24 protein-coding genes are annotated in these 24835 nt (G+C 61.9%); 15 read left to right on the forward strand and 9 right to left on the reverse strand.

Translation table 11 applies throughout. The features are described from left to right. Positions 1–2: 2 nt before the first annotated feature. Positions 3–581, reverse strand: coding sequence for a ubiquinol-cytochrome c reductase iron-sulfur subunit (gene petA, locus AC1D1Z_RS03405; RefSeq protein ID WP_026188482.1), 579 nt, complete (start codon positions 579–581; stop codon positions 3–5). Between the two features lie 284 nt (positions 582–865). Here petA and AC1D1Z_RS03410 point away from each other — a divergent pair, with 284 nt between their 5' ends. Continuing rightward, positions 866–1798: an endonuclease/exonuclease/phosphatase family protein gene (locus tag AC1D1Z_RS03410; RefSeq protein ID WP_130652838.1), complete on the forward strand. Its 933-nt coding sequence runs from the start codon at positions 866–868 to the stop codon at positions 1796–1798. On the opposite strand, the gene AC1D1Z_RS03415 is transcribed toward AC1D1Z_RS03410, so the two are convergent. Next, positions 1754–3667 (reverse strand): ABC transporter ATP-binding protein, encoded by a 1914-nt coding sequence (locus AC1D1Z_RS03415; RefSeq protein WP_130652839.1) that lies wholly within the window; start codon positions 3665–3667, stop codon positions 1754–1756. The genes AC1D1Z_RS03410 and AC1D1Z_RS03415 overlap by 45 nt on opposite strands. A 162-nt stretch (positions 3668–3829) precedes the next feature. Between AC1D1Z_RS03415 and AC1D1Z_RS03420 the strand changes: the two genes are divergently transcribed. Beyond that, positions 3830–4060, forward strand: a complete 231-nt coding sequence (locus AC1D1Z_RS03420; RefSeq protein ID WP_018446685.1) for a CopG family ribbon-helix-helix protein — start codon at positions 3830–3832, stop codon at positions 4058–4060. A 112-nt stretch (positions 4061–4172) separates the two neighbouring features. Here the strand turns inward: AC1D1Z_RS03420 and AC1D1Z_RS03425 are convergent, their stop codons facing one another. Next, the gene (locus AC1D1Z_RS03425) at positions 4173–6029 is read right to left on the reverse strand and encodes an ABC transporter ATP-binding protein (RefSeq protein ID WP_130652840.1); all 1857 of its coding nucleotides are present in this window, start codon (positions 6027–6029) and stop codon (positions 4173–4175) included. Positions 6030–6415: 386 nt separating this feature from the next. Here AC1D1Z_RS03425 and AC1D1Z_RS03430 point away from each other — a divergent pair, with 386 nt between their 5' ends. Beyond that, positions 6416–6877, forward strand: a complete 462-nt coding sequence (locus AC1D1Z_RS03430) for a tRNA (cytidine(34)-2'-O)-methyltransferase (RefSeq protein WP_018446686.1) — start codon at positions 6416–6418, stop codon at positions 6875–6877. A 216-nt stretch (positions 6878–7093) separates the two neighbouring features. Beyond that, entirely contained in the window at positions 7094–8740 is a 1647-nt protein-coding gene (locus AC1D1Z_RS03435; RefSeq protein WP_113542353.1) for a Na/Pi cotransporter family protein, read from the forward strand. A gap of 3 nt (positions 8741–8743) precedes the next feature. Here the strand turns inward: AC1D1Z_RS03435 and AC1D1Z_RS03440 are convergent, their stop codons facing one another. Continuing rightward, positions 8744–9004 carry a hypothetical protein gene (locus AC1D1Z_RS03440; protein ID WP_018243054.1) on the reverse strand — a complete coding sequence of 87 codons (261 nt, stop codon included), beginning with the start codon at positions 9002–9004 and terminating at the stop codon, positions 8744–8746. A gap of 178 nt (positions 9005–9182) precedes the next feature. Here AC1D1Z_RS03440 and hemF point away from each other — a divergent pair, with 178 nt between their 5' ends. From hemF to AC1D1Z_RS03455, 3 genes are all read left to right on the forward strand, one after another. After that, positions 9183–10094 carry an oxygen-dependent coproporphyrinogen oxidase gene (gene hemF, locus AC1D1Z_RS03445; RefSeq protein ID WP_018446689.1) on the forward strand — a complete coding sequence of 304 codons (912 nt, stop codon included), beginning with the start codon at positions 9183–9185 and terminating at the stop codon, positions 10092–10094. Positions 10095–10197: 103 nt separating this feature from the next. Beyond that, positions 10198–10467, forward strand: coding sequence for a hypothetical protein (locus tag AC1D1Z_RS03450; RefSeq protein ID WP_477849510.1), 270 nt, complete (start codon positions 10198–10200; stop codon positions 10465–10467). 114 nt (positions 10468–10581) lie between these two features. Continuing rightward, positions 10582–10767, forward strand: coding sequence for a DUF1059 domain-containing protein (locus AC1D1Z_RS03455; protein WP_003561358.1), 186 nt, complete (start codon positions 10582–10584; stop codon positions 10765–10767). On the opposite strand, the gene AC1D1Z_RS03460 is transcribed toward AC1D1Z_RS03455, so the two are convergent. Genes AC1D1Z_RS03460 through AC1D1Z_RS03470 form a run of 3 tightly spaced genes read right to left on the reverse strand, consistent with a single transcriptional unit; the run spans position 10768 to position 13288 of the window. Then, complete coding sequence (locus AC1D1Z_RS03460; protein WP_018446690.1) at positions 10768–12021, reverse strand: CCA tRNA nucleotidyltransferase; 1254 nt, start codon at positions 12019–12021, stop codon at positions 10768–10770. Next, positions 12018–12668: a CoA pyrophosphatase gene (locus tag AC1D1Z_RS03465; protein ID WP_018243058.1), complete on the reverse strand. Its 651-nt coding sequence runs from the start codon at positions 12666–12668 to the stop codon at positions 12018–12020. The genes AC1D1Z_RS03460 and AC1D1Z_RS03465 overlap by 4 nt, the downstream gene beginning before the upstream one ends. Further along, positions 12665–13288 carry a DUF1285 domain-containing protein gene (locus AC1D1Z_RS03470; RefSeq protein WP_018243059.1) on the reverse strand — a complete coding sequence of 208 codons (624 nt, stop codon included), beginning with the start codon at positions 13286–13288 and terminating at the stop codon, positions 12665–12667. Before AC1D1Z_RS03470 ends, AC1D1Z_RS03465 begins: the two co-directional genes overlap by 4 nt. Positions 13289–13446: 158 nt before the next feature. On the opposite strand from AC1D1Z_RS03470, the gene AC1D1Z_RS03475 reads away from it, so the two are divergent. Genes AC1D1Z_RS03475 through AC1D1Z_RS03495 form a run of 5 tightly spaced genes read left to right on the forward strand, consistent with a single transcriptional unit; the run spans position 13447 to position 20693 of the window. Further along, complete coding sequence (locus tag AC1D1Z_RS03475) at positions 13447–14457, forward strand: AAA family ATPase (RefSeq protein WP_003541786.1); 1011 nt, start codon at positions 13447–13449, stop codon at positions 14455–14457. 13 nt (positions 14458–14470) lie between these two features. Next, entirely contained in the window at positions 14471–15391 is a 921-nt protein-coding gene (locus AC1D1Z_RS03480; protein WP_018243060.1) for a DUF58 domain-containing protein, read from the forward strand. Beyond that, positions 15388–18201, forward strand: a complete 2814-nt coding sequence (locus tag AC1D1Z_RS03485) for a DUF4159 domain-containing protein (RefSeq protein WP_130652841.1) — start codon at positions 15388–15390, stop codon at positions 18199–18201. Before AC1D1Z_RS03480 ends, AC1D1Z_RS03485 begins: the two co-directional genes overlap by 4 nt. Position 18202: 1 nt before the next feature. Then, positions 18203–20272, forward strand: coding sequence for a hypothetical protein (locus tag AC1D1Z_RS03490; protein ID WP_113542360.1), 2070 nt, complete (start codon positions 18203–18205; stop codon positions 20270–20272). 4 nt (positions 20273–20276) lie between these two features. Next, positions 20277–20693, forward strand: coding sequence for a GNAT family N-acetyltransferase (locus AC1D1Z_RS03495; protein ID WP_047618602.1), 417 nt, complete (start codon positions 20277–20279; stop codon positions 20691–20693). 67 nt (positions 20694–20760) lie between these two features. Here the strand turns inward: AC1D1Z_RS03495 and AC1D1Z_RS03500 are convergent, their stop codons facing one another. Next, on the reverse strand, positions 20761–21324 hold the full coding sequence (locus AC1D1Z_RS03500) for a GNAT family N-acetyltransferase (protein WP_080763986.1): 564 nt from the start codon (positions 21322–21324) through the stop codon (positions 20761–20763). Positions 21325–21518: 194 nt separating this feature from the next. Between AC1D1Z_RS03500 and AC1D1Z_RS03505 the strand changes: the two genes are divergently transcribed. After that, complete coding sequence (locus AC1D1Z_RS03505; RefSeq protein ID WP_047618605.1) at positions 21519–22505, forward strand: glutathione S-transferase family protein; 987 nt, start codon at positions 21519–21521, stop codon at positions 22503–22505. Positions 22506–22511: 6 nt separating this feature from the next. Here the strand turns inward: AC1D1Z_RS03505 and AC1D1Z_RS03510 are convergent, their stop codons facing one another. After that, complete coding sequence (locus AC1D1Z_RS03510) at positions 22512–22988, reverse strand: NUDIX domain-containing protein (protein ID WP_018446696.1); 477 nt, start codon at positions 22986–22988, stop codon at positions 22512–22514. A 73-nt stretch (positions 22989–23061) separates the two neighbouring features. Here AC1D1Z_RS03510 and AC1D1Z_RS03515 point away from each other — a divergent pair, with 73 nt between their 5' ends. Both AC1D1Z_RS03515 and AC1D1Z_RS03520 read left to right on the forward strand, forming a co-directional pair. Beyond that, on the forward strand, positions 23062–23970 hold the full coding sequence (locus tag AC1D1Z_RS03515) for a metallophosphoesterase family protein (protein WP_018446697.1): 909 nt from the start codon (positions 23062–23064) through the stop codon (positions 23968–23970). A gap of 158 nt (positions 23971–24128) precedes the next feature. Next, the gene (locus AC1D1Z_RS03520; RefSeq protein ID WP_477849516.1) at positions 24129–24689 is read left to right on the forward strand and encodes a tetratricopeptide repeat protein; all 561 of its coding nucleotides are present in this window, start codon (positions 24129–24131) and stop codon (positions 24687–24689) included. Positions 24690–24835: the final 146 nt, after the last annotated feature.

A 24835-nucleotide genomic window follows, 5' to 3' on the forward strand; every position in this document is an offset into this window, starting at 1 on the left:
CCTCAACCGATCTTGATCTTGGTATCGGACAAAAATGAAAAGGTCGGAATCGCCAGGTTCTGCGGCGCCGGGCCTTTGCGGATGCGGCCGGCCGTGTCGTAGACCGAGCCATGGCAGGGACAGAACCAACCATTGTATTCGCCGGCCTGGCCGAGCGGCACGCAGCCGAGATGCGTGCAGGTGCCGATCATGACGATCCAGTTTTCCTTGCCCTTGCCGCCCGAACGGTCAACAGCCGTTGCCTGAGCGTCGACAGGAAGGTTTGCATTGCGCGCGATCGGGTCCTTTAGATCAGCAAGCTGGACGGCGTTTGCCGCTTCCACTTCCTCAGGCGTGCGATTGCGGATGAAGATCGGCTTGCCGCGCCATTTGACCGTCAGCGACATGCCGGGCTCAAGGCTGGCAACGTCGACTTCGATGGAGGCGAGAGCGAGCGTCGAAGCATCAGGACGCATCTGATCGATGAACGGCCAAGCGACCGCAACGGCGCCGACGGCGCCTGCCATACCAGTGGTGAGATAAAGGAAATCACGGCGAGTGGGTTCGCCCATGCCCTCGCTTGTCGTTTCGTGTTCGCTCACGGCTAACATCCTCTGCGCAATTTTCGCGGAATTCCGCCCTGCCCCCTCTACCGGCGAATCTCTCTGGACACAATTCGGCCATAGATTCCCCGGCAATCCGGCGCGTTCTATGCTTGATCGCAAATTATGTCCAGCCTTGGCAAGGGGATGAGGGCACAATGTCGCGGGAAATTTCGGATGAATTTTTTAAGGCAAACACGCGCTTGCCATTATGTTGCATTGCAACAAAAATGCCCCCGTGATAGGCGCAGTCGCAGCCATGCCAGCGAGCCGGACCGGAGCGGATGAGAGACACGATTTTTTGCGTATTCAGCGTTCTCACGACGCTCGTTCTCGCCATTGTCTCCCTCCGATACTTCACCGATTTCTATCTGCTGTCCTTCTTTTACAGCTTCCAGGTCCATCTGGCGGTGGCCGGCGCCGTGGCCTCGGTCGCTGCCCTTCTCGTCAAGCGGCACTGGTATGCGCTGCTGACCCTCGCGGTATCGGTGGTCCTTGCCGTCCATGGTGTCGTGATGATGCGCGAATTCGTCGAGCCGGCTGTCGAGGAGAGCCGCCCCGCCCTCTTCAGGCTGATGTCCTTCAATATCGAGAATGATAATTTCGCAAACGGCCCTGACATCGCCGATATGGTCATTGCCTCAGGCGCCGACGTCGTCAGCATCCTGGAGGCCGAACCGCTGCTGTCGGAACTGCCGCGGTTGTTGAAGATCTATCCCTATTACATCGGCTGCGGTGTCGGCATGGAGCAATGCGATACGCTGGTGCTGTCGAAGCGTCCGTTAATCGAACCCCGTATCCGCAATCTCGGCCTGCTCTGGCGCAACCGGCTGACGATCTCGACGATCGATTTCGATGGCCAGAAGATCAATTTCCTCGCCGCGCATCTGACCAAACCTTATTACGACGAATTCCACGGCCTGGAAATCGAGGATCTTGCGGAGATCATTCCCTCCCTTTCGGGACCGCTCGTTCTTGCCGGCGATTTCAATACGTCGATTCTGGCGCCCGACGTGCAGTATCTCATGCGTAGCCAGGGCTTGGGCACGGTATCGCTGGAGCCCGCGACATGGCCGATCCGCGCCGGTGCTTTCGGCATTCCGATCGATCATATCTTTACCCGCGCGCCCCTGCGGCTGAAATCGGTTCGCCGCATCGAGAACGGCTTCGGATCAAATCATTTTGGCCTGATGGCGGAATTCGTCGTCAACCCCTAGGCCCGCATCCTCATCCATAGCGAGGAAGCCGCCAGACTGGCGCGCCCAAAGTTCCGCATAGAGTCCACCGCGGCGAAGCAGTTCGTCATGGCTGCCCTCCTCGATGATCCGGCCGAGATCGACGACGATCAGCCGGTCGAGCGCTGCGATCGTCGACAGCCGATGGGCGATCGCAAGCACCGTCTTGCCTTCCATGATCCGATGGAGATTGGACTGGATTGCTTCTTCTACTTCCGAATCGAGCGCCGACGTCGCTTCGTCGAGAACGAGGATCGGCGCGTCCTTCAGCATGACGCGGGCAATCGCGATGCGCTGCCGCTGCCCGCCTGACAGTTTGACGCCGCGTTCGCCGACATGCGCATCGAAACCTCTGCGGCCCTGCTGATCTTGCAGGCGTTCGATGAACTCGATGGCTTCGGCGCGCCCGGCCGCCTCGACCAGCCCCTCCTCGCCGGCATCGGGCCGTCCGAATAGGATATTGTCGCGCACTGAACGATGCAGCAACGAGGTATCCTGGCTGACGACGCCGATCTGCATCCTGAGAGATTCCTGCGTCACGGCTGCAATATCTTGGCCGTCGATTAGAATGCGCCCGTCCTGAATATCGTAGAGGCGCAGCAGCAGGTTCATCAGCGTCGATTTCCCCGCGCCCGAACGGCCGACGATCCCGACTTTTTCGCCCGGCCGAATGGTCAGGGAGAAATTCTCGACGACCGGCTGATGACCCTTGCCGTAGCGGAAGGAAACATTGTCGAAGCGGATGCCGGGCTGCCGGATCACCAGGCCTCTGGCATCCGACCGATCGACGAGCCCCAGAGGCTGGGAGATCAGCTCGGCGGCGTTCTGGATGGTGCCGAGATTGCGCATGATGCCGTTGAACTGCGTCATCAGCCGTCCGAGCAGGAAATTCAACCTGAGCACCAGTGCCAACGAGAATGCCACGGCACCGGAGCTGACCAGGCCGCGCAACCAGAGATCGACGCTCAACCCCGCCATCGTCACGATCATCAGGCCGGAGAGCAGCGCCATCGAGGCCCTGACGCCCGTGATGAACCGCGTGAAGCGCAGCACCGTATCCTGATAGATATCGAAACCCTGCCGCATATAGCGGTCGCTCTCCTCGTCGCGGGCAAACAGCTTCAGCGTCTGCATGTTGCTGTAGGAGTCGACCATCCGGCCATTCAGCATCGATCCGGCCTCCGCCGTTTCGCGAGAATGATGACGAATCCGCGGAACGAAGTGGCGGGCAAGCAGGCTGAAGGCGCAAAGCCAGAACAGCACGACGGCAGCCAGGGAAAAGTCCAGCCGGGCAACGAGCACAAGCGTCGTTGCGGCATAGATGCCGACGAACCAGACGCTTTCCATCAGCGAGGTGACAAGATCGCCGGTTGCCTGCCCGGCCGACCAGACTTTGGTGACGATGCGCCCGGAGAAATCACTCTGGAAGAACGACAACGACTGCCTGGAGACGTGGAGATAAGATTGCCAGCGTGCGAGATTATAGAAGCCCGGCGTGATCACCTGCTGGTCGACGAGGGCAATCAGGAAGGCGACGACGAAACGCACGAGCCCGATGAGGGCGAGCATGCCGAACAATTCGCCGCCATGGGCGGCGAGAAGACCGTTCCAGCCGGCCCCAGGCGTGATGCTGCCGAGGATATCGACCAGGCGTCCGACGAACCAGAACAGTGCGGCCTCGATCGCCGCCGACGTGCCGCCCAGAACGAGCATGGCGACGAACGGCATCCTCGCCTGGCCGATATAGAACCAGATGAATCCGAGCGTCGAGCGCGGCGGCTGGAGATTGGCGCGTGGGCGGAACGGATCGATCCAGGTTTCGAACCGGCGGAGGATGGGGTTCAGCAACATAGAAGCGATATAGGCGGATTAGCCGAGCCGGCAAAGGGAATGAAAAGCGGACAGAATGTTATATTTTGGTAATTATCGGTAACATCGGCGGCATACCCATTGAATGCCCCCGAACTGGTCACAATCTCACGTTACGATCGCGGTTTACCGGAGACCACTTCCATGGAAACGAAAATGCTCGATGTGCATGTTCCGCTTCCGCTTGCAGAAAGGCTGGATGCCCTGGCATTCGCCCTGGGGTTGCCGCGCGACGAGATCATCGCCGAGGCCATCACCACCTGGATCGATCAGGAGGAGCACCGCCGCCTTGTCGCCCTGCGCACGATCGCGGCTGTCAACACCATGGTCGTCGTCGAGCATCACCGCGTGATCGATTGGGCCGACAGCCTTTGAACGGATAAGAGGCAAACGGAGTCAGTTCTTCAGCAACCGTCCGGCAAGCTTATAGCCATCCTAAGAATTCAAGAGGCCCTCCCCGCTTTCGCAGGGAGGGCCCCATTGCATCTTATTGCGCCGCCACCTCCGCTTCCTCGGCGTGATCGGAGAGGAAGCCGCCGGACTGGCGGTTCCAGAGGTCGGCATATATGCCGCCTCCTTCGACCAGCTCGATATGCGAGCCGGCCTCGATGATCCGGCCTTTGTCGAGCACGATCAGCCGGTCCATCTCCGTCAGCGTCGAAAGCCGGTGGGCGATCGCGATCACCGTCTTGCCCTCCATCAGGGCGAAGAGGTTTTCCTGGATCGCCGCCTCGACTTCCGAATCGAGCGCCGAGGTCGCCTCGTCGAGTACCAGGACCGGCGCGTCCTTCAGGAAGACGCGGGCGATCGCGACACGCTGCCGCTGGCCGCCGGACAACTTGACGCCGCGTTCGCCGACCTGTGCGTCGAGCCCCGCGCGGCCCTGCATGTCGACGAGGCCTTCAATGAACTCCCAGGCATTGGCGCGTTTGGCGGCCTCGATCACCTCGTCGTCCGTTGCTTCGGGACGACCATAGGCGATGTTGTCGCGGATCGAGCGATGCAGCAGCGAGGTGTCCTGCGTCACCACGCCGATCAGCGAGCGCAGGCTTTCCTGCGAGACGCCGGCGATGTCCTGCCCGTCGATGGTGATGCGACCGGCCTCCAGATCGTAGAAGCGCAGCAGCAGGTTCATCAGCGTCGTCTTGCCGGCGCCGGAACGGCCGACCAGGCCGACCTTCTCCCCCGCCTTGATGTCGAGCGACAGGTTGTCGATGACGCCCTTGCTCTTGCCGTAGTGGAAGCGGATGCGGTCGTAATGGATCGCGCCCTTCTTCGCCGTCAAGGTGGGTGCACCCGGCTTGTCGACGATATCGTGCTGTTTGCTCATCATCTCCATGCCGTCATAGACCGTGCCGATATTCTCGAACAGCGCCGAGACTTCCCACATGATCCATTGCGACATGCCGTTGACGCGCATGGCAAGACCGATGGCGATGGCGATAGCGCCAACCGAGATCGCGCCGTTCAGCCAGAACCAGATCGACAGGCCCGAGATGACGAAGAGCGCAACACAGTTGTTCACGTAGACGCAAATATGGAAGAGCGTCACCTTGCGCATCTGCTTGTGCACAGTCTGCAGGAACTCGTCCATGCCCTCCTTGGCATAGACCTCCTCGCGGCCCGCATGCGAAAACAGCTTGACGGTCGCGATATTCGTATAGCTGTCGACCACGCGCCCCGTCATCATCGAGCGCGCATCCGCCTGCGCCGCCGCGATCTTGCGAAGCCGCGGCACGAAATAGGCGACGATGCTGATATAGACCGCGAGCCAGACGAGGATCGGGATCATCAACCGCCAGTCGGCCGCTGCGATAACTATGATCATCGTCAGGAAGTAGGTGACGACATAGACGAAGACGTCGAGGATCTTCATTACCGTCTCGCGCACGGCAAGCGACGTCTGCATCACTTTGGTCGCGACACGCCCGGCAAACTCATTGGCGAAGAACGACATGCTGTGGCGCAGCAGGAAGCGGTGCATCTGCCAGCGTGCGATCATCGGATAATTGCCGAGCATCATCTGATGCATGATGAGCGAATCGAGCCCGGCCGTCAGCGGCAGGCCGACCAGCACCAGCGCCGCCATCCAGAAAAGCTTGTGGCCTTCTCTCTCCAGGAATGTGGCGCGGTCGGCATTGGTCAGCCAGTCGACGATGTCGCCGAGGAACTGGAAGAGCGCCACTTCGCCGATCGCGATCAGCGCGGTCAGCACGGCCATCAGGCCGAGCCAGGGCGCAGCCGGTTTGCTGTAGTGCCAGCAAAAGGCAAAAAGACCTTTCGGCGGGGCGACAGGGTCCTCGCTTGGAAAGGGATTGAGTCGCTGCTCGAACCAGCCAAACATGAAATTGCTCCGAAACGTCACCGTTCCGGCTCCCGGCTTCGCGCCATCCCAGCGCACTGCAAGCACATATGGGAACCGAACGTTCAAGGGGCGAGGCTGAGACAGCCGCACAATGGATCAAAAAAGGAAATTCAGGGAAGAAACCCGCACTATCGGCGGAAAATCGCACCGCTTGGCATCACGGCCGGGAGGCGCACATACAGCAAAATATTCATTCTGGCGCTCCTTGCTGGCGATTAAAGATATGCACCGATAACGCGAAAACGAGGAATTTTCCAGCCCTGTTCTGCCGAAAAATTCATCTTTTCGGGTCCAAACGCGCCCTGTTGCGTCGAAATCACAGTTGCATTAGGCCTTTTGTGGTGAAAGCGGGAAGACGGCGCATCATGACTTCACTCAGACTGGCACTCTATCAGCCCGATATTCCCGGCAATACCGGCACGATCCTGCGTCTTGCCGCCTGCCTTGGTTTCGCGGTCGATCTGATCGAGCCCGCCGGCTTCGACATCTCCGACCGCAACCTGAAACGGGCGGGTATGGATTATATTGCCGCCGCCGCCCTCACCCGCCATGTCAGCTGGGACCGCTTCGAGGCATGGCGTCTGACCACCGGCCGCCGCCTGATCCTCGCCTCGACCAAGGCTGCAGAGCGCTACACCGATCTTGCCTTTCGCCCGGACGATATCCTGCTCTTCGGTCGCGAAAGCGCCGGCGTGCCGGATCAGGTGCATGAGAGGGCCGACGCCCGAATTCTGATCCCGATGCTCGAAGGCCAGCGCTCGATCAACGTCGCCGTCTCGGCCGCCATGATCGTCGGCGAGGCAATGCGCCAAACCGTTTGGTCTTGACGGACGCCGGCGCTGACGGAGCAAAGCCCGCGGAATTGCCGATCCGCTCCAGAATATGTCGCAAAATAGCGTTGTCTATCTGTCAAACCGGCGTATATTTATTAGCCGGGCAATCAAAAATTCAGTATTGGCCTCCATGATTCCAACACGTTGGAATGACCATGTGAGGAAAACCGCATTTCTCCAGATCTGTGAAAGAAGAATAAAAACAACAAAATGGACTCTACAATCATCATGATCAACCTGTTCGGCGCCGTGGCTCTGTTGCTGTTCGGCCTCGCGCAGGTGAAGGATGGCGTATCGAGAGCCTTCGGCGCCCGCTTGAGAACGGGGCTGGCGACCGGCACGCGCGGCAGTCTTCGTTCCTTCCTGTCAGGCCTCGTTGCAACCGTCGCTCTGCAGAGCTCGACGGCAACGGCGCTGATGACTGCCTCCTTCGTCGAGCGTGACCTGATCAAGCCGCGCATGGCGCAGATTGTTCTGCTCGGCGCCAATGTCGGCACCGCGATCACCGCCTGGATCGTGGCAACGGGCATAGAATGGCTCTCTCCTCTTCTCATTCTTGTTGGCATTGTGCTTTACCGCGGTCGTTCAAGCACCAGCCAGGGCGGCGGCACAGCGCTGATCGGTATCGGGCTGATGCTGCTGTCGCTGCACCTCCTCGGTCTTGCGACGGAGCCGATGCGCGCCTCCCCTGCTCTCGCCGCCTTCATCGGCCTGCTGGATGGCGCCCTGCCCGTGGCAATGATCGTCTCGGCAGCACTTGCCTTCGCATCCTCGTCGAGCCTTGCGGTGGTGGTGCTCATCCTGTCGCTCGCCTCGGCCGGCGTCGTCTCCGCCGAACTCGTCATCGTGCTCGTGCTCGGCGCCAATCTCGGCGGCGCAATACCGCCTGTCGTCGCGACATTGTCCGGTCCGGTTTCGGCGCGGCGCGTCACCCTCGGCAATCTCGCCGTCCGCACGCTCGGCTGCCTTATTGCCTTGCCGCTGGCGGGTTATGGGGCGGAACTCATTCAGATGCTGCCCTTCGGTCCTGCCAAGCTGCCGGTCGATGCGCATCTTGCCTTCAACCTTCTGCTGGCGGCGCTGGCCTGGCCATTCTCCCGGCCGCTCGCCACCTTGATGGCCCGGCTGGTGCCGGATCAGGCCGAGCCTGACAGCGCCCCGAAATATCTGGATGCGCAGGAACTTTCGACGCCGGTCGTGGCCCTGGCCAGCGCTACCCGCGAAGTACTCGGCGTCGGCGACTTGATCGAGCGCATGCTGATCCGGGTCTCCGAAGCCTTCGAGCGTAACGACGCATCGAAGCTTGCCGAGATATCCGCCCTCGAAGAGCGCGTCGACCGACTGCAGCAGGCGGTGAAGGTCTATCTCTCGAAGCTCGGTCGCGAGGGTCTCAGCGACGAGAACGCACGCCGCTCGATCGTCGTCATCGATTATGCGATCAACCTCGAACATATGGGCGACATCATCGAGAAGGGCTTGCTGGAGCAGGTGGCGAAGAAGATCTCCCTCGGCCTGAAATTTTCCGAGGACGGTCATCAGGAACTGCGGAAGCTGTTCGATCTGACGATCGACAATCTGCGCGTCGCTCAGACGATCTTCGTCACCCGTGACTTCAATCTCGCGCGCCAGATGATGGAGGTAAAGGTCGAGGTGCGCCGGATGGAAAAACAGTCTGCCGAGCGCCACCTTGAACGTCTGCGTGACGGCCGCGCCGACAGCCTGCAGACGAGTTCTCTGCATCTCGACATGCTGCGCGACCTGAAGCGCCTCAACGCCCACATTGTCTCGGTGGCGCATCCGATCATGGACGAAAACGGCCTGCTGATCGAAAGCCGTGTGCGGGCGACTACGAAGTGACCGTCAGTCGGCCGAAGGCAGGCGGCGCATGGTGAATTCGATCTGGTCGCCGTCGAGCTGACGCCAGCTCTCCACCTCGGTCCAGTAGGCGGCTTTCGGATATTCGTCGAACCATTCGCGCGCCTTGGCGCGTGCGTCCATGAGGCCGAGGCAATATGTCTCACGCACGAAATGGTCTTTCCTGCTCGGGGGATTTTCCGCCCGATGTCTCGCTATCCTGCGCTTCAGGCCGTCGAAGGACGGAGGCCCTGGAACTTTTTTCATCAAACCTACCTCCTCGGAAAAGGTAGTATCGAAATTCTTGATTTGCGAGTCGAATCTTGGAAGCGCTCGGCGGTGCTTGGCCACGCTTGGCGAGATGCAGCACCAACTGCTAGTCATGGCGCGCAATCAAGAATGAGCGAGTCGCCTCCGAAGGAGATGTCGACCGTCGGAGGCGTAAATGGAAAGACCGGAACTGCCGATCGGCTTGCCTGACGATATCGAAGAGAAGAAGGCTGCCGCCCGCAGTTGGTTCGAGGGATTGCGCGATACGATCTGCGCCTCCTTCGAGGCCCTCGAGGATGAGTTGGAAGGGCCACTCTCCGACCAGGAGCCTGGCCGCTTCGTCGCCAAGGACTGGTCACGCGAAAACGGCGCCGGCGGCGGTGGCCGGATGTCGATGATGGAAGGCCGCGTCTTCGAAAAGGTCGGCGTCCATACCTCCACCGTCTACGGCGAATTTGCCCCGGATTTCCGCGCCCAGATACCCGGCGCCAAGGACGATCCGCGTTTCTGGGCCTCGGGCATCTCGCTGATCGCCCATCCAGTGAACCCAAACGTTCCGGCCGTGCACATGAACACACGCATGGTCGTCACCACCAGCCGCTGGTTCGGTGGCGGGGCCGACCTGACGCCGGTGCTGTCGCGCCGCCGCACGCAGGAGGACGAAGACAGCCAGCTCTTCCACAAGGCCATGGAGATCGCCTGCCGCAATCATGCAGTCGCCGATTACGATGCGTACAAAGCCTGGTGCGACGAATATTTCTTCCTGAAACACCGCAACGAGGCCCGCGGCATCGGCGGCATCTTCTACGACTGGCTGCATTCAAGCGAGGAAGCCGGCGGCTGGGACGCCGATTTCGCCTTCACGCGTGATGTCGGCCGGGCCTTCGCCATGGTCTATCCAAAAATCGTCCGCTCCAACTTCAATAAATTGTGGACAGAGGCCGATCGCGACGAACAATTGATCCGCAGGGGCCGCTACGTCGAATTCAATCTGCTGTATGATCGCGGCACGATCTTCGGCCTGAAGACCGGCGGCAACGTTGAATCCATTCTCTCTTCGTTGCCCCCCGTCGTCCGCTGGCCATGAAACTGTGATATCTCGTCGATAAATTCGAGGTGATAGACCTTCACGAAAATTCAGTGCGTCCTAACTTTATATGTATGTGCGTAACAATCGGAGGAGGATTGTCATGACGATACAAAGTGGCTCGCCAGCGTCTACGGATGTCCAGGAAACATCCCGCACGATCGACACATCCGAGTTTCTGACGCGCATCGCCGAGAAACTGCGGACCAAGAGCGGCTCGGATCTGCCGCTGTCCTGCTTCATCGAGCAGGTCAAGCTGCAACTGGCCGGCGGGAAGTCGCCGGAACAGCTGCAGAACGAAGCAGCGGCCGCCAACAGCAACATACCCGGTCAGCTTTCGGATACCTACAAAGCCTGGGCGATGCCCGACTGATACGGCCTTTACTGGCCGGCATGTCGATGCCGGCCGGAACCTTCCCTCCCCCCGCACATTCATAAATCGCGTAAGATCGCGCTCGTCGTTGTGTTTTGAACAGAGGAGAAGACCATGCGACTTTTCGAATGCGGCACTCTCGTTCCGGGCTGCGCCTGGCATACACGGGCGGATAGCGACGCCGAGGTGGTTCGCCGTGCCGTCGAGCACCTGAAAGATGCTCACGGCGAAACCACGATCCGCGAGAACATGGTGGATAATATCAAGGCTCGCATCCGTGACGAAGCGACCGCCGCCTGATTATTGCACGCGTTCCTGCAGCCGGGCGAGCAGCGCCGCCCGGTCGGAAACGAAGTTTTCCTCCACCCACTGGTTTTCCAGGCCGGCAAGCAGCTCGCCGACGCGCGGACCGGACGCGATTCCTGCCGAAATCACGTCGCCGCCGTTCAGCGGAAACTGCGGTTTCTTCCAGTGCATTGCCTTGTCCAGCAACTTGATAAGCCGCGCCGACCGCGCCATTTCGTCGAAATCGCTTTCAGCCTTGCCGCGCGCAACCGCAAGCGCCAGCTTCAGCCGTGTCGTGATGCCATCGGCACCGTTGCGGTAAAGCAGCCGTTCAAAGGCCGCCGACGACATGTCGTCATTAACAGGCGCTGCCATTGCCCAGGCCTTGAGATAGGCCGCTTCCGCATTCGAGAGCTTGAGCCGGGCTGCGAGCGCCTCCATGCGCGCCGCATCGGGCGGCACGATCGCCGCAAGGCGCAGCAACGGATCGGGCGTCCAGCCGAGCGCCTTTTCGGTGGTGATCAGCGAAGGGATCGCATCGATCCCCCATCGTTCCGATTCCGGGAGGATTTCCGTCAGCACCGCCACCTGCCGCATCCAGAGCAGCGCCCGGCCGGGATCGCCGGCGCCAAGCAGCTTTCGCAGTTCCGACCAGACGCGTTCTGCTGAAAGCGTCGTCAGTTTCGAACGCGCCGCGGAACACGCCTTCAGCCCCTCGGCATCCGGCCGTCCGGAACCGTAATAGGCAAAGAAGCGGAAGAAGCGCAGGATGCGCAAATGATCCTCGGCAATACGCCTTGCGGCATCGCCGATGAAGCGGATGTTGCGCGTCTCGATGTCGGCAAGTCCGCCAACGAGATCCACCACCTCGCCCTCGGCATCGGCATAAAGCGCGTTGATCGTCAGATCCCGCCGTTCGGCATCCGCCCTCCAGTCTGTGCTGAAGGCAACCTTGGCGTGGCGTCCGTCGGTCTCGACGTCGGTGCGAAGGGTCGTCACCTCGAAGGGCTTGCCGTCGATCACGAGCGTCACCGTGCCGTGCTCCAGGCCGGTTGGGACTGCCTTGATGCCGGCGCCCGCCGCCCGCTCCATCACCGCCTCCGGTCTGAGTGTCGTGGCTATGTCGACATCATTGACCGGCAGGCCCATCAGGCTGTTGCGCACCGCCCCGCCAACCACACGCCCTTCCCCGCCATCGGCGCTGAGAAGTGCTAAGATCCGGCCGAGCGCCGGGTCGCGGAACCATGCTTGGTCGGCAAGGCCGGTCATGCATAAAGCCTTTCGTAAAGCGTGCGGACGATGCCGGCGGTGATGCCCCAGATCATTCTGGTTTCATAGGGCACGCGGTAGAAATGCCGGTCGATGCCGTCGATGACACGCCTGTCGCGGGTGTGATTGGCAGGATCCATCAGGAAGGAAAGCGGCACCTCGAACACGTCGTCCACCTCGGTCGGGTTCAGCGTCAGCGCAAAGCCCGGCGTGACGACGCCGAGCACCGGCGTGATGCGAAAGCCCGTCGAGGCAAGGTAATTCGGCAGCCGCCCGACGGTTTCGACGAAGGAACCGGCCAGTCCGATCTCCTCCTCCGTCTCGCGGATCGCCGCCATTTCAGGGGAGATATCGGTGGGATCGATCGAGCCGCCGGGAAAGGCGATCTGCCCGGAATGTTTGCGCAGCGTCGCCGTGCGCTTGGTGAAGATCACATGCGCCTCTTCGCCGTCGTCGACGACGGGCACGAGCACGGCGGCGTCGCGCAGTTTGAAGGTCTCGACYTCGGCGACGATGTCGGGGTTGAGGATATGGTCCCCGTGATCGCGCCAGGCATGGTCGACCGGCCCGCCATTCTGATTGAGCGCGCGGCGGCGGAATTCGGTTGCGGAAAACAGCGGGTAGCGGTGGGTGATCGCATCATTCATCGGCAAAGCGCATCCAGTTCGTCGGCCGGCATGACCGGGAAGACCTCGCCGGCGGAGCAGATCGCAAACATCGCCCGCCCCTCCACGTCGAAAGTCTCGCCGAGCGCGACCAGTTCATACATCACTGCACGCGACACCAGCGCCTCCAGCCGCCCGCGCACATGCAGATAGGGTTTCAATTCGGCGTTGCCGTCAGCAATGGCAAAGCGCAGCCGATGCTCCCCTCCCGCCTCCACGACATCGCCGACATTGGTGCGGAAGGTCAACACCTGTTGGCCTTCGCTCTCCGTCACGCTCATCTCCACGGCGATGAAAGGCGCGTCGACGACCCTTATCCCAACCTTTTCCACAGGAGTTACGAGATAGGTCTTCTGGTCGTCGTCTTTCCTCAAAACCGTCGAAAACAACCGCACCAGCGCCGGCCGGCCGATCGGCGTGCCCATGTAGAACCAGGTGCCGTCAGCCCGGATTTCCATGTCGATATCGCCGCAGAAAGGCGGATTCCACCGTTCGACCGGCGGCAACCCTCGTTTTTTCTCGCCACTTTCCTCAGACGCACGCGAAATCAGTGCGGCAAGTCCCGCCGCATCCGCCTGTCCGCTGATTTCCTCGGCTGCCATTCTTCCGTCCCGGTTTGTCCCTAACGAAGTAAAGTCACGAGATAGTCATTCGCAACGAACTTGTCAGCCCGTCACATCTCCATAACTCTATCGGGTATGAGGCACATGTATAAGTCCGCCGATTCGCTGCCGAATGATTTCAGCCGTTGGAGATACGCATGGGTATGATGAAGACCGAAGCCAGCCTCGATGAAAAGGCGATCGTCGCCGCCGCCGAAAAGGCGCTCTCCGATATTGCCGCCATCCGCGGGGAAGTCTCGAAAGTGATCTTCGGTCAGGAAAGCGTCGTCGAGAACACCATTCTCGCTGTGCTGTCAGGCGGTCATGCCCTGCTCGTTGGCGTTCCCGGTCTTGCCAAGACCAGACTGGTGACCACGCTCGGCGAGGTGCTCGGCCTTGCCGCCAACCGCATCCAGTTCACGCCGGATCTGATGCCCTCGGATATTCTCGGCTCCGAGGTAATGGACCAGGACGACAGTGGACGCCGCTCCTTCCGTTTCGTCAAGGGCCCGGTCTTCGCCCAGCTTCTGATGGCCGACGAGATCAACCGCGCCTCGCCGCGTACCCAGTCCGCCCTTCTGCAATCCATGCAGGAATATCACATCACAATCGCCGGCCAGCGCTATGACCTGCCGGCGCCCTTCCATGTGCTCGCCACCCAGAACCCGCTCGAGCAGGAAGGTACCTATCCTCTGCCCGAAGCCCAGCTCGACCGCTTCCTGCTGCAGGTCGACGTCAACTACCCCGAACTCGCCGCCGAGCGCCAGATCCTGCTCGAGACGACGGGCTTGGGCGAAACCCGGCCGGAAGCCGTCATCGATGCGCAGCGGCTGATCGAGATCCAGACCCTGGTGCGCCAGATGCCGGTGAGCGACACGGTCGTCGATGCCATCCTGGCGCTGGTGCGTTCCGCCCGCCCCGGACAGGGCAATGCCTCGACCGACAAGAACGTCGCCTGGGGTCCAGGCCCGCGCGCCGGCCAGGCAATGATGCTCTGCGCACGCGCCCGCGCGCTCTACGAAGGCCGTCTCGCACCGTCTCTGGACGATATCTTCGCGCTCGCCGAACCCATTCTCCAGCACCGCATGGCGCTGACCTTCGCCGCCCGCGCCGAAGGCATGTCGGTGCGTGACGTCATCGCCGGACTGGTCAAGCAGGCAAAGGGATAAGGAAGCCGGACGCGTGGCATCTATCGGACAGATCGTCAATCCGACACCCGGCAGCGATGCCCTTTCTCGCGCCAGGCAGCGGGCCGCCCTGGTGCCGGACTGCCTGGTGGAAGCCAAGCGCATCGCCAACACAGTGATCGCCGGCTGGCATGGTCGCCGCAAGCGCGGCATCGGCGAGAATTTCTGGCAGTTCCGTCCCTATGCCGAGGGCGAGAGCCTGTCGCGCATCGATTGGCGCCGCTCCGCCCGGGACGACCACACCTATGTGCGCGAGCGCGAATGGGAGGCGGCGCACACGATCTGGCTCTGGTGCGACATGTCGCCCTCGATGATGTACAAGTCGAGCTATGGCAACGTGTCCAAGGAAAGCCGCGCGCTGGTCATCATGCTGGCGCTTGCCGAAATCCTCGCCCGCTCCGGCGAGCGCATCGGCTGCCCCGGCATCATGGAACCCGCCTCCGCCCGCAACGCCGCCGAACGCCTCGCAGCCGCGCTCATGCACACGCCGCTGACCGGCGGCCTGCCGGAAACGGCGATGATCCGCGGCTGGAGCGACCTCGTCCTCATCGGCGATTTCCTCGACGATGCGCCGGCAATCATGGAACGGCTCGGCCCGCTCGCCCGCCGCGGCCTGCGTGGCCACGTGGTCGAGATATCAGATCCCGCCGAAGAGATATTCCCCTATAGCGGCCGCACCGAATTCACCGATCCGGAGAGCGGCGCCAGGCTCGTTTCCGGCCGCGCCGAACACATCCGCGAGGCCTATCGCAACGCCTACCTCGCCCGCAGGGACAGCCTCGGACAGTCGCTGCGCCATCTCGGCTGGACCTTCGCGACCCACCGCACCGATCATCTTGCTTCGGAAGCGCTGGTCGCGGTGCACATGTATCTGTCCGGCATGCCGGCCAAAGCAACACATGGAGGGCAGCTATGAACGCCCTTCCCTTCGCTTTCGCCTATCCCGCCATTCTCGGCGCGCTCGTTGCCTTGCCGGTCATCTGGTGGCTGCTGCGGCTGACACCGCCACGTCCGAAGACCGAGGTCTTCCCGCCGCTGAAGATCCTCGCCTTGGTGTTGAAGCGCGAGGAGACGCCGGCGCAAAGCCCTTGGTGGCTGACGCTGCTGCGCATGCTGCTCGCCGCCACCATCATCCTTGCGATCGCCGATCCGGTTTTCAATCCGCGCACCAGTTCGCTCGCATCAGGTGGCCCGCTCGTCCTCTTCGTCGATAACAGCTGGGCGGCGGCACCCGACTGGGAGCGCCGCATCCAGACCGCCGACGCGTTGATAGACGATGCCGAATCCGCCGGCACACCCGTGTCTATCGCTTTCACCGCCGATCCGACCAACGACGCCGTGCCCGGCACCGCCGCTGCCGCTCGCGACAAGCTGCGCGCTGCCGAGCCGCGACCGCTGGTACCGGACCGTGAGCGCGCCTTCCAGGCGCTGCGCGCCGCCCTGAACGGCATAAAGCCCGGCACCCTCGCCTTCCTGACCGACGGTGCCGCCGCCAAGGCCGACGACACGACGGTGCGCAGGCTGGCCGAACTCCAGCCCGCTGATCTGCGCCTGATTGAGGGCGATGCCGCAAGGACGGTCGCGATCACCGCGGCCAACAATGCGGCTGATGCCATGGCCGTCAAGGTCACGCGGCTCAATACATCGCAGGCCGCATCCGTGGCGCTGAACGCCGTCGATAGCCAGGGGCGCTCGATTGCCAATGGCAGGGTGGATTTCCGCCCCGGCCAGAGTGTTGCGACAAGTTCGATCACAGCACCCTTCGAGATGCGCAACGATTTCGCGCGCGTCAGCGTCGACAATGGCGCGACGGCCGGCGCCGTCCATCTTCTCGACGACGCGTTCAAGCGTCGCCGTGTCGTCTTGCTGTCGGGCGAAGGAGGGGATGAGTTCCAGCCGCTGCTCTCGCCGCTCTATTATATCCAGCGGGCACTGCAGCCCTATGCGGATCTGATCCAGCCCGCCGATTCCGATCTCTCGGTCGCGATACCAAAACTTCTCGCCAACAATCCCTCCATCATCATCATGGCCGATATCGGCCGGCTGCCGGAGGAGACCTACGAACCTCTGACGCGCTGGATATCGAATGGCGGCATGCTCCTGCGTTTTGCCGGCCCGCGCATGGCGGCGGCTCCCGCAGACGATCCGCTGATCCCTGTCATCCTGCGCCAGGGAGAACGGGCGCTGGGCGGCACATTGTCTTGGAGYGAGCCGCAGTCGCTTGCCGAATTTCCGAGTTTCGGGCCTTTTGCCGGCATAGCGCGCCCTGCCGATGTCGTCGTCAAGCGGCAGGTGCTTGCCGAACCGACGCCCGATCTTGCCGAGCGCACCTGGGCTAGCCTGGCTGACGGCACGCCGCTCGTCACGATGAAGCAGATCGCATCCGGCCAGATCGTCCTGTTTCATGTCACCGCGGAAGCAACCTGGTCCGATCTGCCGATCTCAGGCACTTTCGTCGACATGCTGCGTCACCTCCTGCAGATATCGCGCTCGGGCGGCGTGACGTCGGAGGCGCGCGGCAATGCGCGTGTCTCCGAAACCCTGCCGCCATTCCGTATGCTGACGGCCAAGGGCACGCTGGTCTCCGAGACGGGTTCGGCGCGGCCGCTCATTCCGCAGGCCGGAGCTGAACCGACGGCGAATTTCGACAACCCGCCCGGGCTCTACGGTTCGGAGGACGGTTTCACTTCCCTGAACGTGCTGCCCGAGAACGCCGAACTGACGCCGCTCGACACGGCAGGGACCAATGCCGTGCGCGAAGGCCTGATCGGCGGCGAAAGCTGGTCGGCAAAACCCGCACTCTTTCTCGCAGCCTTTCTGCTGCTGCTGGCCGACAGCCTGATCGTCCTCTTCATGAATGGCGCGTTCTCGCGATTGCGCCCGGCTGTCCGCACCGCCGCGATGATCGCGGTCGCCGTCGGCGCCGGCTTTCTCGTGCAACCCGGCACGCTTCACGCCGACGACTCCCAGCCCGGCGACGACCTCATCTTGCAGAGGCTTGATAACACGCACCTCGCCTATGTCGTCACCGGCGAACAGGACGTGGACAATATTTCCGAGCGCGGTCTCGAGGGACTCACCCAGTTCCTGACTTTCCGCACGACGCTGGAGCCGGCACCGCCCGTGGGCATCGACCTCACCAAAGACGAGCTCTCCTTCTATCCGATCATCTACTGGCCGGTTTCGGCAACGGCGCCGATGCCGTCGACCGCAGCGATCAGCCGTATTGATGCCTATATGCGCAACGGCGGCACCGTGCTTTTCGATACGCGCGATCAGATCAGCGCATTGGACAATGGCGGCAATGTCAGCGCTAACGGTGAGAGGCTGCAGGCAATCCTCGCCAATCTCGACATTCCGCCGCTCGAACCGGTTCCATCAGACCATGTGCTGACGAAATCCTTCTATCTCCTGTCGAGCTTTCCCGGTCGTTATACCGGCAGCCCCCTCTGGATCGAATCCCGGCAGGGTGGTCAGGGGCCGAGCGAAAAATCGGCGGCAACGGCCGACGGCGTTTCGCCGATCCTGATCACCGGCAATGATTTCGCCGGCGCCTGGGCGATCGACGACAACGGCGTACCGATACTGCCGACCGTGCCGTCGGATGAAACGCAGCGCGAATATGCCTACCGTTCCGGCGTCAACATCATGATGTATATGCTGACCGGCAACTACAAGACCGACCAGGTCCATGTTCCCGACCTCCTCGAACGGTTAGGACAATGAGATGACGTTCGACTTTTCGCCCTTCCTCCCCTGGTCGGTTCTGGCTGCACTTGCCGTCGTCAGCGCTGTTATCGCCGCCTTCGCGATCTGGCGCGGCATTCGCGGCGCCTGGATCAGAACGCTCGCAGCACTCGCCATGCTGACCGCCCTTGCCAATCCAGTGCTCCTGCAGGAAGACCGGGATCAGTTGTCGACGATCGTCCCGGTTCTTGTCGATCGAAGCCAGAGCCAGCAGACGCCCGATCGCGTCAAGATGACCGACGATGCGCTTGCGGCCTTGAAGGGACAGCTCGCCCGCTTCCCTCAGATTGAGCCCCGCTTCGTCGATGTCGAAGGCGACGTCAATTCCGACGTGCCGTCCACGCGCCTGTTCGACGCGCTGTCGGCCAACATCGCCGATGTCCCGCCCGCCCGTATCGGCGGCGCAATCATGCTGACCGACGGTGAGGTCCATGATGTTCCGGCCGCCAATCAGGCGCTCGGTTTCGACGCGCCGATCCATGGCCTCGTAACCGGCAAGGCCAACGAATTCGATCGCCGCATCGAAGTCATCAAGGGGCCGCGCTTCGGCATCGTCAACGAGGAGCAGCAGGTGATCTTGCGCGTCTTCGACGACGGTCCGAGCCCGGGCGGCGCGGCCGATGTCACGGTGAAGCTGAATGGTGACGAGATCGCCACCCTGCAGGCGACACCAGGGCAGGATACGCCCTTCTCCTTCAAGGTGCCGGGTGGCGGCAGCAATGTGCTCGAATTCTCGGTCGCAGCACTTCCTGGCGAAGTCACCACCGCCAACAACCGTGCCGTCCACGTCATCGACGGCATCCGCCAGAATCTCCGCGTCCTGCTTGTCTCCGGTGAGCCGCATGCCGGTGAGCGCGCCTGGCGCAACCTGCTGAAATCCGATGCGTCGGTCGATCTCGTCCACTTCACCATCCTGCGTCCTCCGGAAAAGCAGGACGGCACGCCGATCAACGAGCTGTCGCTGATCGCCTTCCCGACGCGTGAACTCTTCGTCGACAAGATCAAGGATTTCGACCTGATCATCTTCGATCGCTACCAGCACCGCGGCGTGCTGCCGCTGCTCTATTACGATTATATCGCGCAATATGTCGACAATGGCGGCGCGCTGCTGATCGCCGCCGGCCCCGAGCACGCCGGCCCCGATTCCATTGCACTGACGCCACTCTCCTCGGTCCTGCCAGCAACGCCCACCGGAGAGATGATCGAAAAGGCCTTCTATCCCCGCCTCTCCGAGGAAGGCCGCAAACATCCCGTCACGCGCGGCCTTGATGGTTCGGGCGAGGAGCCGCCGCATTGGGGCCGATGGTTCCGCAGCGTCGATGTCGACCGGCCGCAGGGCGAGACGATCATGCTCGGCGCCGACAACCACCCGCTGCTGGTGCTGAACCGCGCCGGCCAGGGCCGCGTCGCCATGCTGCTTTCCGATCAGGGCTGGCTCTGGGCGCGCGGCTTCGAAGGCGGCGGTCCGAACGTTTCGCTCTATCGCCGTATCGCCCATTGGCTGATGAAGGAGCCGGCGCTCGAGGAAGAAGCGCTGACGGCGCGCGCCTCCGGCCGGACCCTTGAGGTCACGCGCCAGACGATCGGCGACAATCCCGGCAACGCCACCGTGCGTTATCCCTCCGGCAAGACCGAAACCCTGCCGCTCACCCAGTCCGAACCGGGCCTCTACAAGGCCGAGAAGAGGATGGACGAGATCGGCCTCTTCGAAATCCGCAACGGCAAGCTGTCGACGCTTGTCCATATCGGCGCCGTCGACGCGCCGGAATTCAAGGCAATGATCTCGACAACCGATGTGCTGCAGCCGGTCGCCGACAGAAGCAAGGGTCTCGTCGCCCGTGTTTCCAATGCAAATGGCGCGATCTCCGTCCCGCCGATCCTGCCGGTGCGCGGCCAGGTTCGCGTCTCCGACAACGATCGCATGATGATCCGCATGACCAGCGAGACGGTCTTGAAGGGCATCAACACGCTGCCGCTCTTTGCCGGGTTCGCTGGCGTCGGCATCCTGCTTCTCGCCTTCGGCGCCATGTGGTGGCGCGAAGGACGGTAATCTCATGCCGGAATTCGAGCTCACCGCTTCGCCCTCGCCGGAGGAACTGGCAGTGATCACCGATGCGCTCTCGGCCTTCAACAACAGCGATGTCGGCCCCTCGAATCGCCGGCCACTTGTGGTCCTCATCCGCGACACCGACGGCAAGGTGACGGGCGGTCTTTCCGGCTTTACCGCCTGGGGCTGGCTCTTCACCCAGATGCTCTATATTCCCGATACACTGCGCGGCACCGGTATATCAGGCAATCTTCTCGCAAAGGCGGAAGAAGAGGCCAGGGCGCGAGGGTGCCGCGGCGCCTGGATCGACACGTTCAGCCCTCAGGCTCTGCGCGTCTATCTGCGTCAGGGTTATGAGATTTTCGGAGAGCTCAAGGATTTCCCGGAAGGCCGCACGCGCAGCTTCCTCCGGAAAAGCCTGTAGCAGGATGCGAGGATTGAAAGAGTTAGAGCGTCCTTTGTGCGTCCGAAAGGACGCATGGCGCTCTAAATCATTCGCGCCAGGCGATCGTGCCTTTCAGCCGCTCGTGCACGCCCTCGGCGATCGGAACGACGAGCACACGACGGGGATCGACCGGGCCTGGAAAAGAAAGCGCGTTGTAGGCGACCTTCTCGAAGCCGAGCGGTCCGTAATAAGGCGGGTCGCCGACGAGGATGACRGCTTCCGAGCCCTTGCGTCTTGCCGCCTCCACTGCGATCCGCACCAGTTCCCGGCCGATGCCCTTGTTCTTGTGAGAGGGACGGACGGCGAGCGGGCCGAGCAGATGGCCCTTCACTGTACCGGCCAGTACCGGCGTCATGCGCACGGAGGCAATCGTCTCGCCGTTATCGGTGCAGATGAAAGAAAGCGACAGGTCATGCGGTCCCTGCTCACGGATGCGCGCGGCAGCGCGCGTGAAGCGGCCTGGACCGAAGGCTTCTTCGTTGATGTGTTCGATGGCGGCGTCATGGGACGCGTCTTCAGTGAGGTAGACGAGATCGTGCTTGTACATGATGACAGAAACCGGATGGACAGATTGATGGGTCTCGAACACGCCTTGGGCGTTCGGGAGCATCAGCGTCGTCGCGGGTTTCTGGAAATGAACATCAAGTAGGGGTCCGAAAATCGTGAAAAGGCCGATAGCAGGAAAAATTTCCGCCGTCCAACGCAAAATGCACGACGTGACGCACTGTTCAATCTTTGCCGCCTGTAAAGCCCTGCCATCTGCGATATCTTCCATTCCAACACGCAATCAAGGGAATGTAGACCATGGGAATGCTGGTGGACGGCGTTTGGCATGACGCCTGGTACGACACGAAGGAGAGCAAGGGCCATTTCAGGCGGCAGCCCTCGCAGTTCCGCAACTGGGTGACATCAGACGGTGAGGCCGGCCCTTCCGGCAGCGGCGGCTTCAAGGCCGAGGCCGAGCGTTACCATCTTTATGTCTCGCTCGCCTGCCCCTGGGCGCATCGCACGCTGATCTTCCGCAAGCTAAAGAAGCTCGAAGAGCTGATCTCGGTCTCCGTCGTCGATCCGCTGATGGTCGAGAACGGCTGGGAATTTAAGGTCGGCGACGGCGCCACCGGCGATCACCTCTTCGGAGCGTCCGCGCTTTGGCAGATCTATGTCAGGGCCGATCCGCACTATTCCGGCCGCGTCACCGTTCCCGTGCTCTGGGACAAGAAGACCGGCACGATCGTCAGCAACGAATCCGCCGAGATCATCCGCATGTTCAACAGTGCCTTCGACGGGCTGACCGGCTCGACGGCTGATTTCTATCCCGAGGACCTTCGCACCGACATCGATGCACTGAACGCCACCGTCTACGACACCGTCAACAACGGCGTCTACAAAGCGGGCTTTGCCACCACCCAGGAAGCCTATGAGGAAAATGTCGGCAAGCTGTTCGAAACACTCGACACGCTCGACGAACGCCTCGGCAAGGGCCGCTACCTCTTCGGCAACAGATTGACCGAGGCCGACTGGCGCCTGTTCACCACGCTGGTGCGCTTCGACCCCGTCTATGTCGGCCATTTCAAGTGCAACATCCGCCGCATCGCCGACTACCGCAACCTGCCCGGCTATCTCAGGGACCTCTACCAGACGGCAGGCGTGGCCGAGACGGTGAACCTGTACCACATCAAGCAGCATTATTACCGCAGCCACAAGACGATCAATCCGACCGGCATCGTCCCCGTCGGTCCGGCGCTCGATCTCGACAGCCCGCATGGCCGCGCCAGGCTAAATGCCGCCTGATACTTCTTACCACCAGTGATCGGGCTCCTGCTCGCCCCGAAGCTCGGCGAGGCGGCGATGCGTCGCCTTGGTCGTGCCCTCGGGCAAGCTGTCGAGGGAAAAGAAGCCGCTGTCGGATATCTCCCAGTCCGGCGGCCGCGGCGCCGTCTGCTCGACTGTCGCCCGGTAGAAGACGACATGGTCGCGCCTTGTCGTCGTGGTATTGAAATAGACCTGGATCAGTTGCGGCTTGCCGATGATCCTAAGGTTGCCCTCCTCGCGCAATTCCTTGACAAGCGCTTCCTCGACCGTCTCGTTTCGCTCCAGCCCGCCGCCCGGCATATGCCAGCCGCCGATATAGCTGTGGCGCACGAGAAAGATGCGCCCGTCTTCATCGAAACAGGCGGCCCGCACGCCCACGGTCATGCTCCGGACGAAACTGAAATAGACATGCAGCAGGCGCAACGCCAGCCTCGTGTAGAGGGGCTTGTTCTCTTTATCCACTATCGCTCCGTTTCAGCTCTTCATCGCGCCCGATGTGTTTGATTTGTCAATAAGCTGGTCTATGTCTCGTAACATGTTCAAGCTCGCGCATATCTCCGACGTCCACCTTGGGCCGTTGCCCAGTCTTTCCATTCAGGAGCTGTTTTCAAAACGCATAACAGGCTTTGTGAACTGGCATCGAAATCGACGCAAGCACCTTTTCGGCAGCACGTTGGATCTGCTGCTCGACGACATCCGCGCCCATCAGGCCGATCACGTGGCCGTCACCGGCGACCTCGTCAATCTGGCGAGCGGCATTGAGATTCGCGCTGCCGCCGCATGGCTGCGCGCGCTCGGCGATCCCGCGAACACGTCAGTCGTTCCCGGCAATCATGACGCCTATGTGCCAGGCGCCTATGAGAAGTCGATGCGCGCCTGGTACGACTATGTCCGCGGCGATCTGGCCCCGCCGCAATGGCAGGACGACCGCCATATCTTCCCCTATCTGCGCGTCCGCGGCAAAGTCGCGATTGTCGGCTGTTCGACGGCGGTCGCCACCCCTCCTTTCGCCGCGTCTGGCTTTTTCGGCGCGCGACAGGCCCGCGATACTGTCAACATACTGCGTGCGGCTGGCGAAGCCGGTCTCTTCCGCGTCGTCATGATCCATCACCCGCCGATCCGCGGCGCCACGGCCTTCTACAAACGGATGATCGGCATCCGCCGCTTCGCTGCCGTGATTTCGACGGGCGGCGCCGAACTCGTGCTGCACGGCCATACGCACCTTAACACGCTGCATTGGCTGCGCGGCCAGGTGCAGCCAGTGCCGGTCGTCGGCATCGCGTCAGCCTCGCAGGGACCGGGCAGCATCAAGCCGCCCGCCGCCTACAACCTCTTCTCCATCGACGGCTCTCCCGGCGCCTGGGAGCTCAGCGGCGAGCGCTTCAGCCTCAACAGGGCCGGCGACGCGGTGATGCCGGAAAGTGCCAATATTTTCGCGCCTTAGCGCCGGGTCCGGACTCCTTTTACGCAGCACTTGAATCGATCTGTGAGGACATCGGCCACCGTCGCAACATTTGCCATGGAGGTTGCTTACCCTCTTGGTATTTTTAGTGGTAAGCGTACAATCCGAGCAACTGCATTGCCTGAGAACGGAGCGCGCCGATGACTTCTTCTTTCCGTCACCTGTCCAGACTTTCGCTCGCCGCCGGCTTTGCCTTCGGCATCGCCACGGCCGCTTTCGCGGTCGGCGACAACAACGATGACACCAATCCGCCGCCGAAGACCCAGACGACCAAGTCCTGCACCGGCGGCAAGGTCTGGGACAAGGCCAAGAAGGAATGTGTCAACCCGAAGAAGAGCAGCTTCAACGACGACGATCTCTATAAGTTCRCCCGCGAGTTTGCCTATGCCGGCCAGTATGACAACGCCATCACCGTGCTCAATCTCGCCCGCAACCAGAACGACCCGCGCATCCTGAACTATCTCGGCTACGCCAACCGCAAGGCCGGCCGCATGGAGCTCGGCATGTCCTACTACCGCAAGGCGCTGCAGGCGGATGAGAATTACATCCTCGCTCGCTCCTACATGGGCATGGCGCTGGTGGAACAGGGAGATATCCAGGGCGCCCGCGTCCAGCTGGTCGAAATCCGTGATCGCGGCGGCGAAGGCACCTGGGCCTATCGCGCTCTGCTGCAAAGCTTGAACGGCTACAAGACATATTGACGCAAGCTTTGCGGGCCACAATACGAAAATCCCTTGGGAAAGAGGGATGAAGACGACCGGATGCTTGCGAAGTGCAGGAGACTTGTTTCATAAAGCACATGTATCGCCGGCGCCAACCATGTCGGCTTCGCGCCGAGGGTGAACCC

The sequence above is a fragment of the Rhizobium sp. P1_E1 genome, assembly GCF_056406015.1.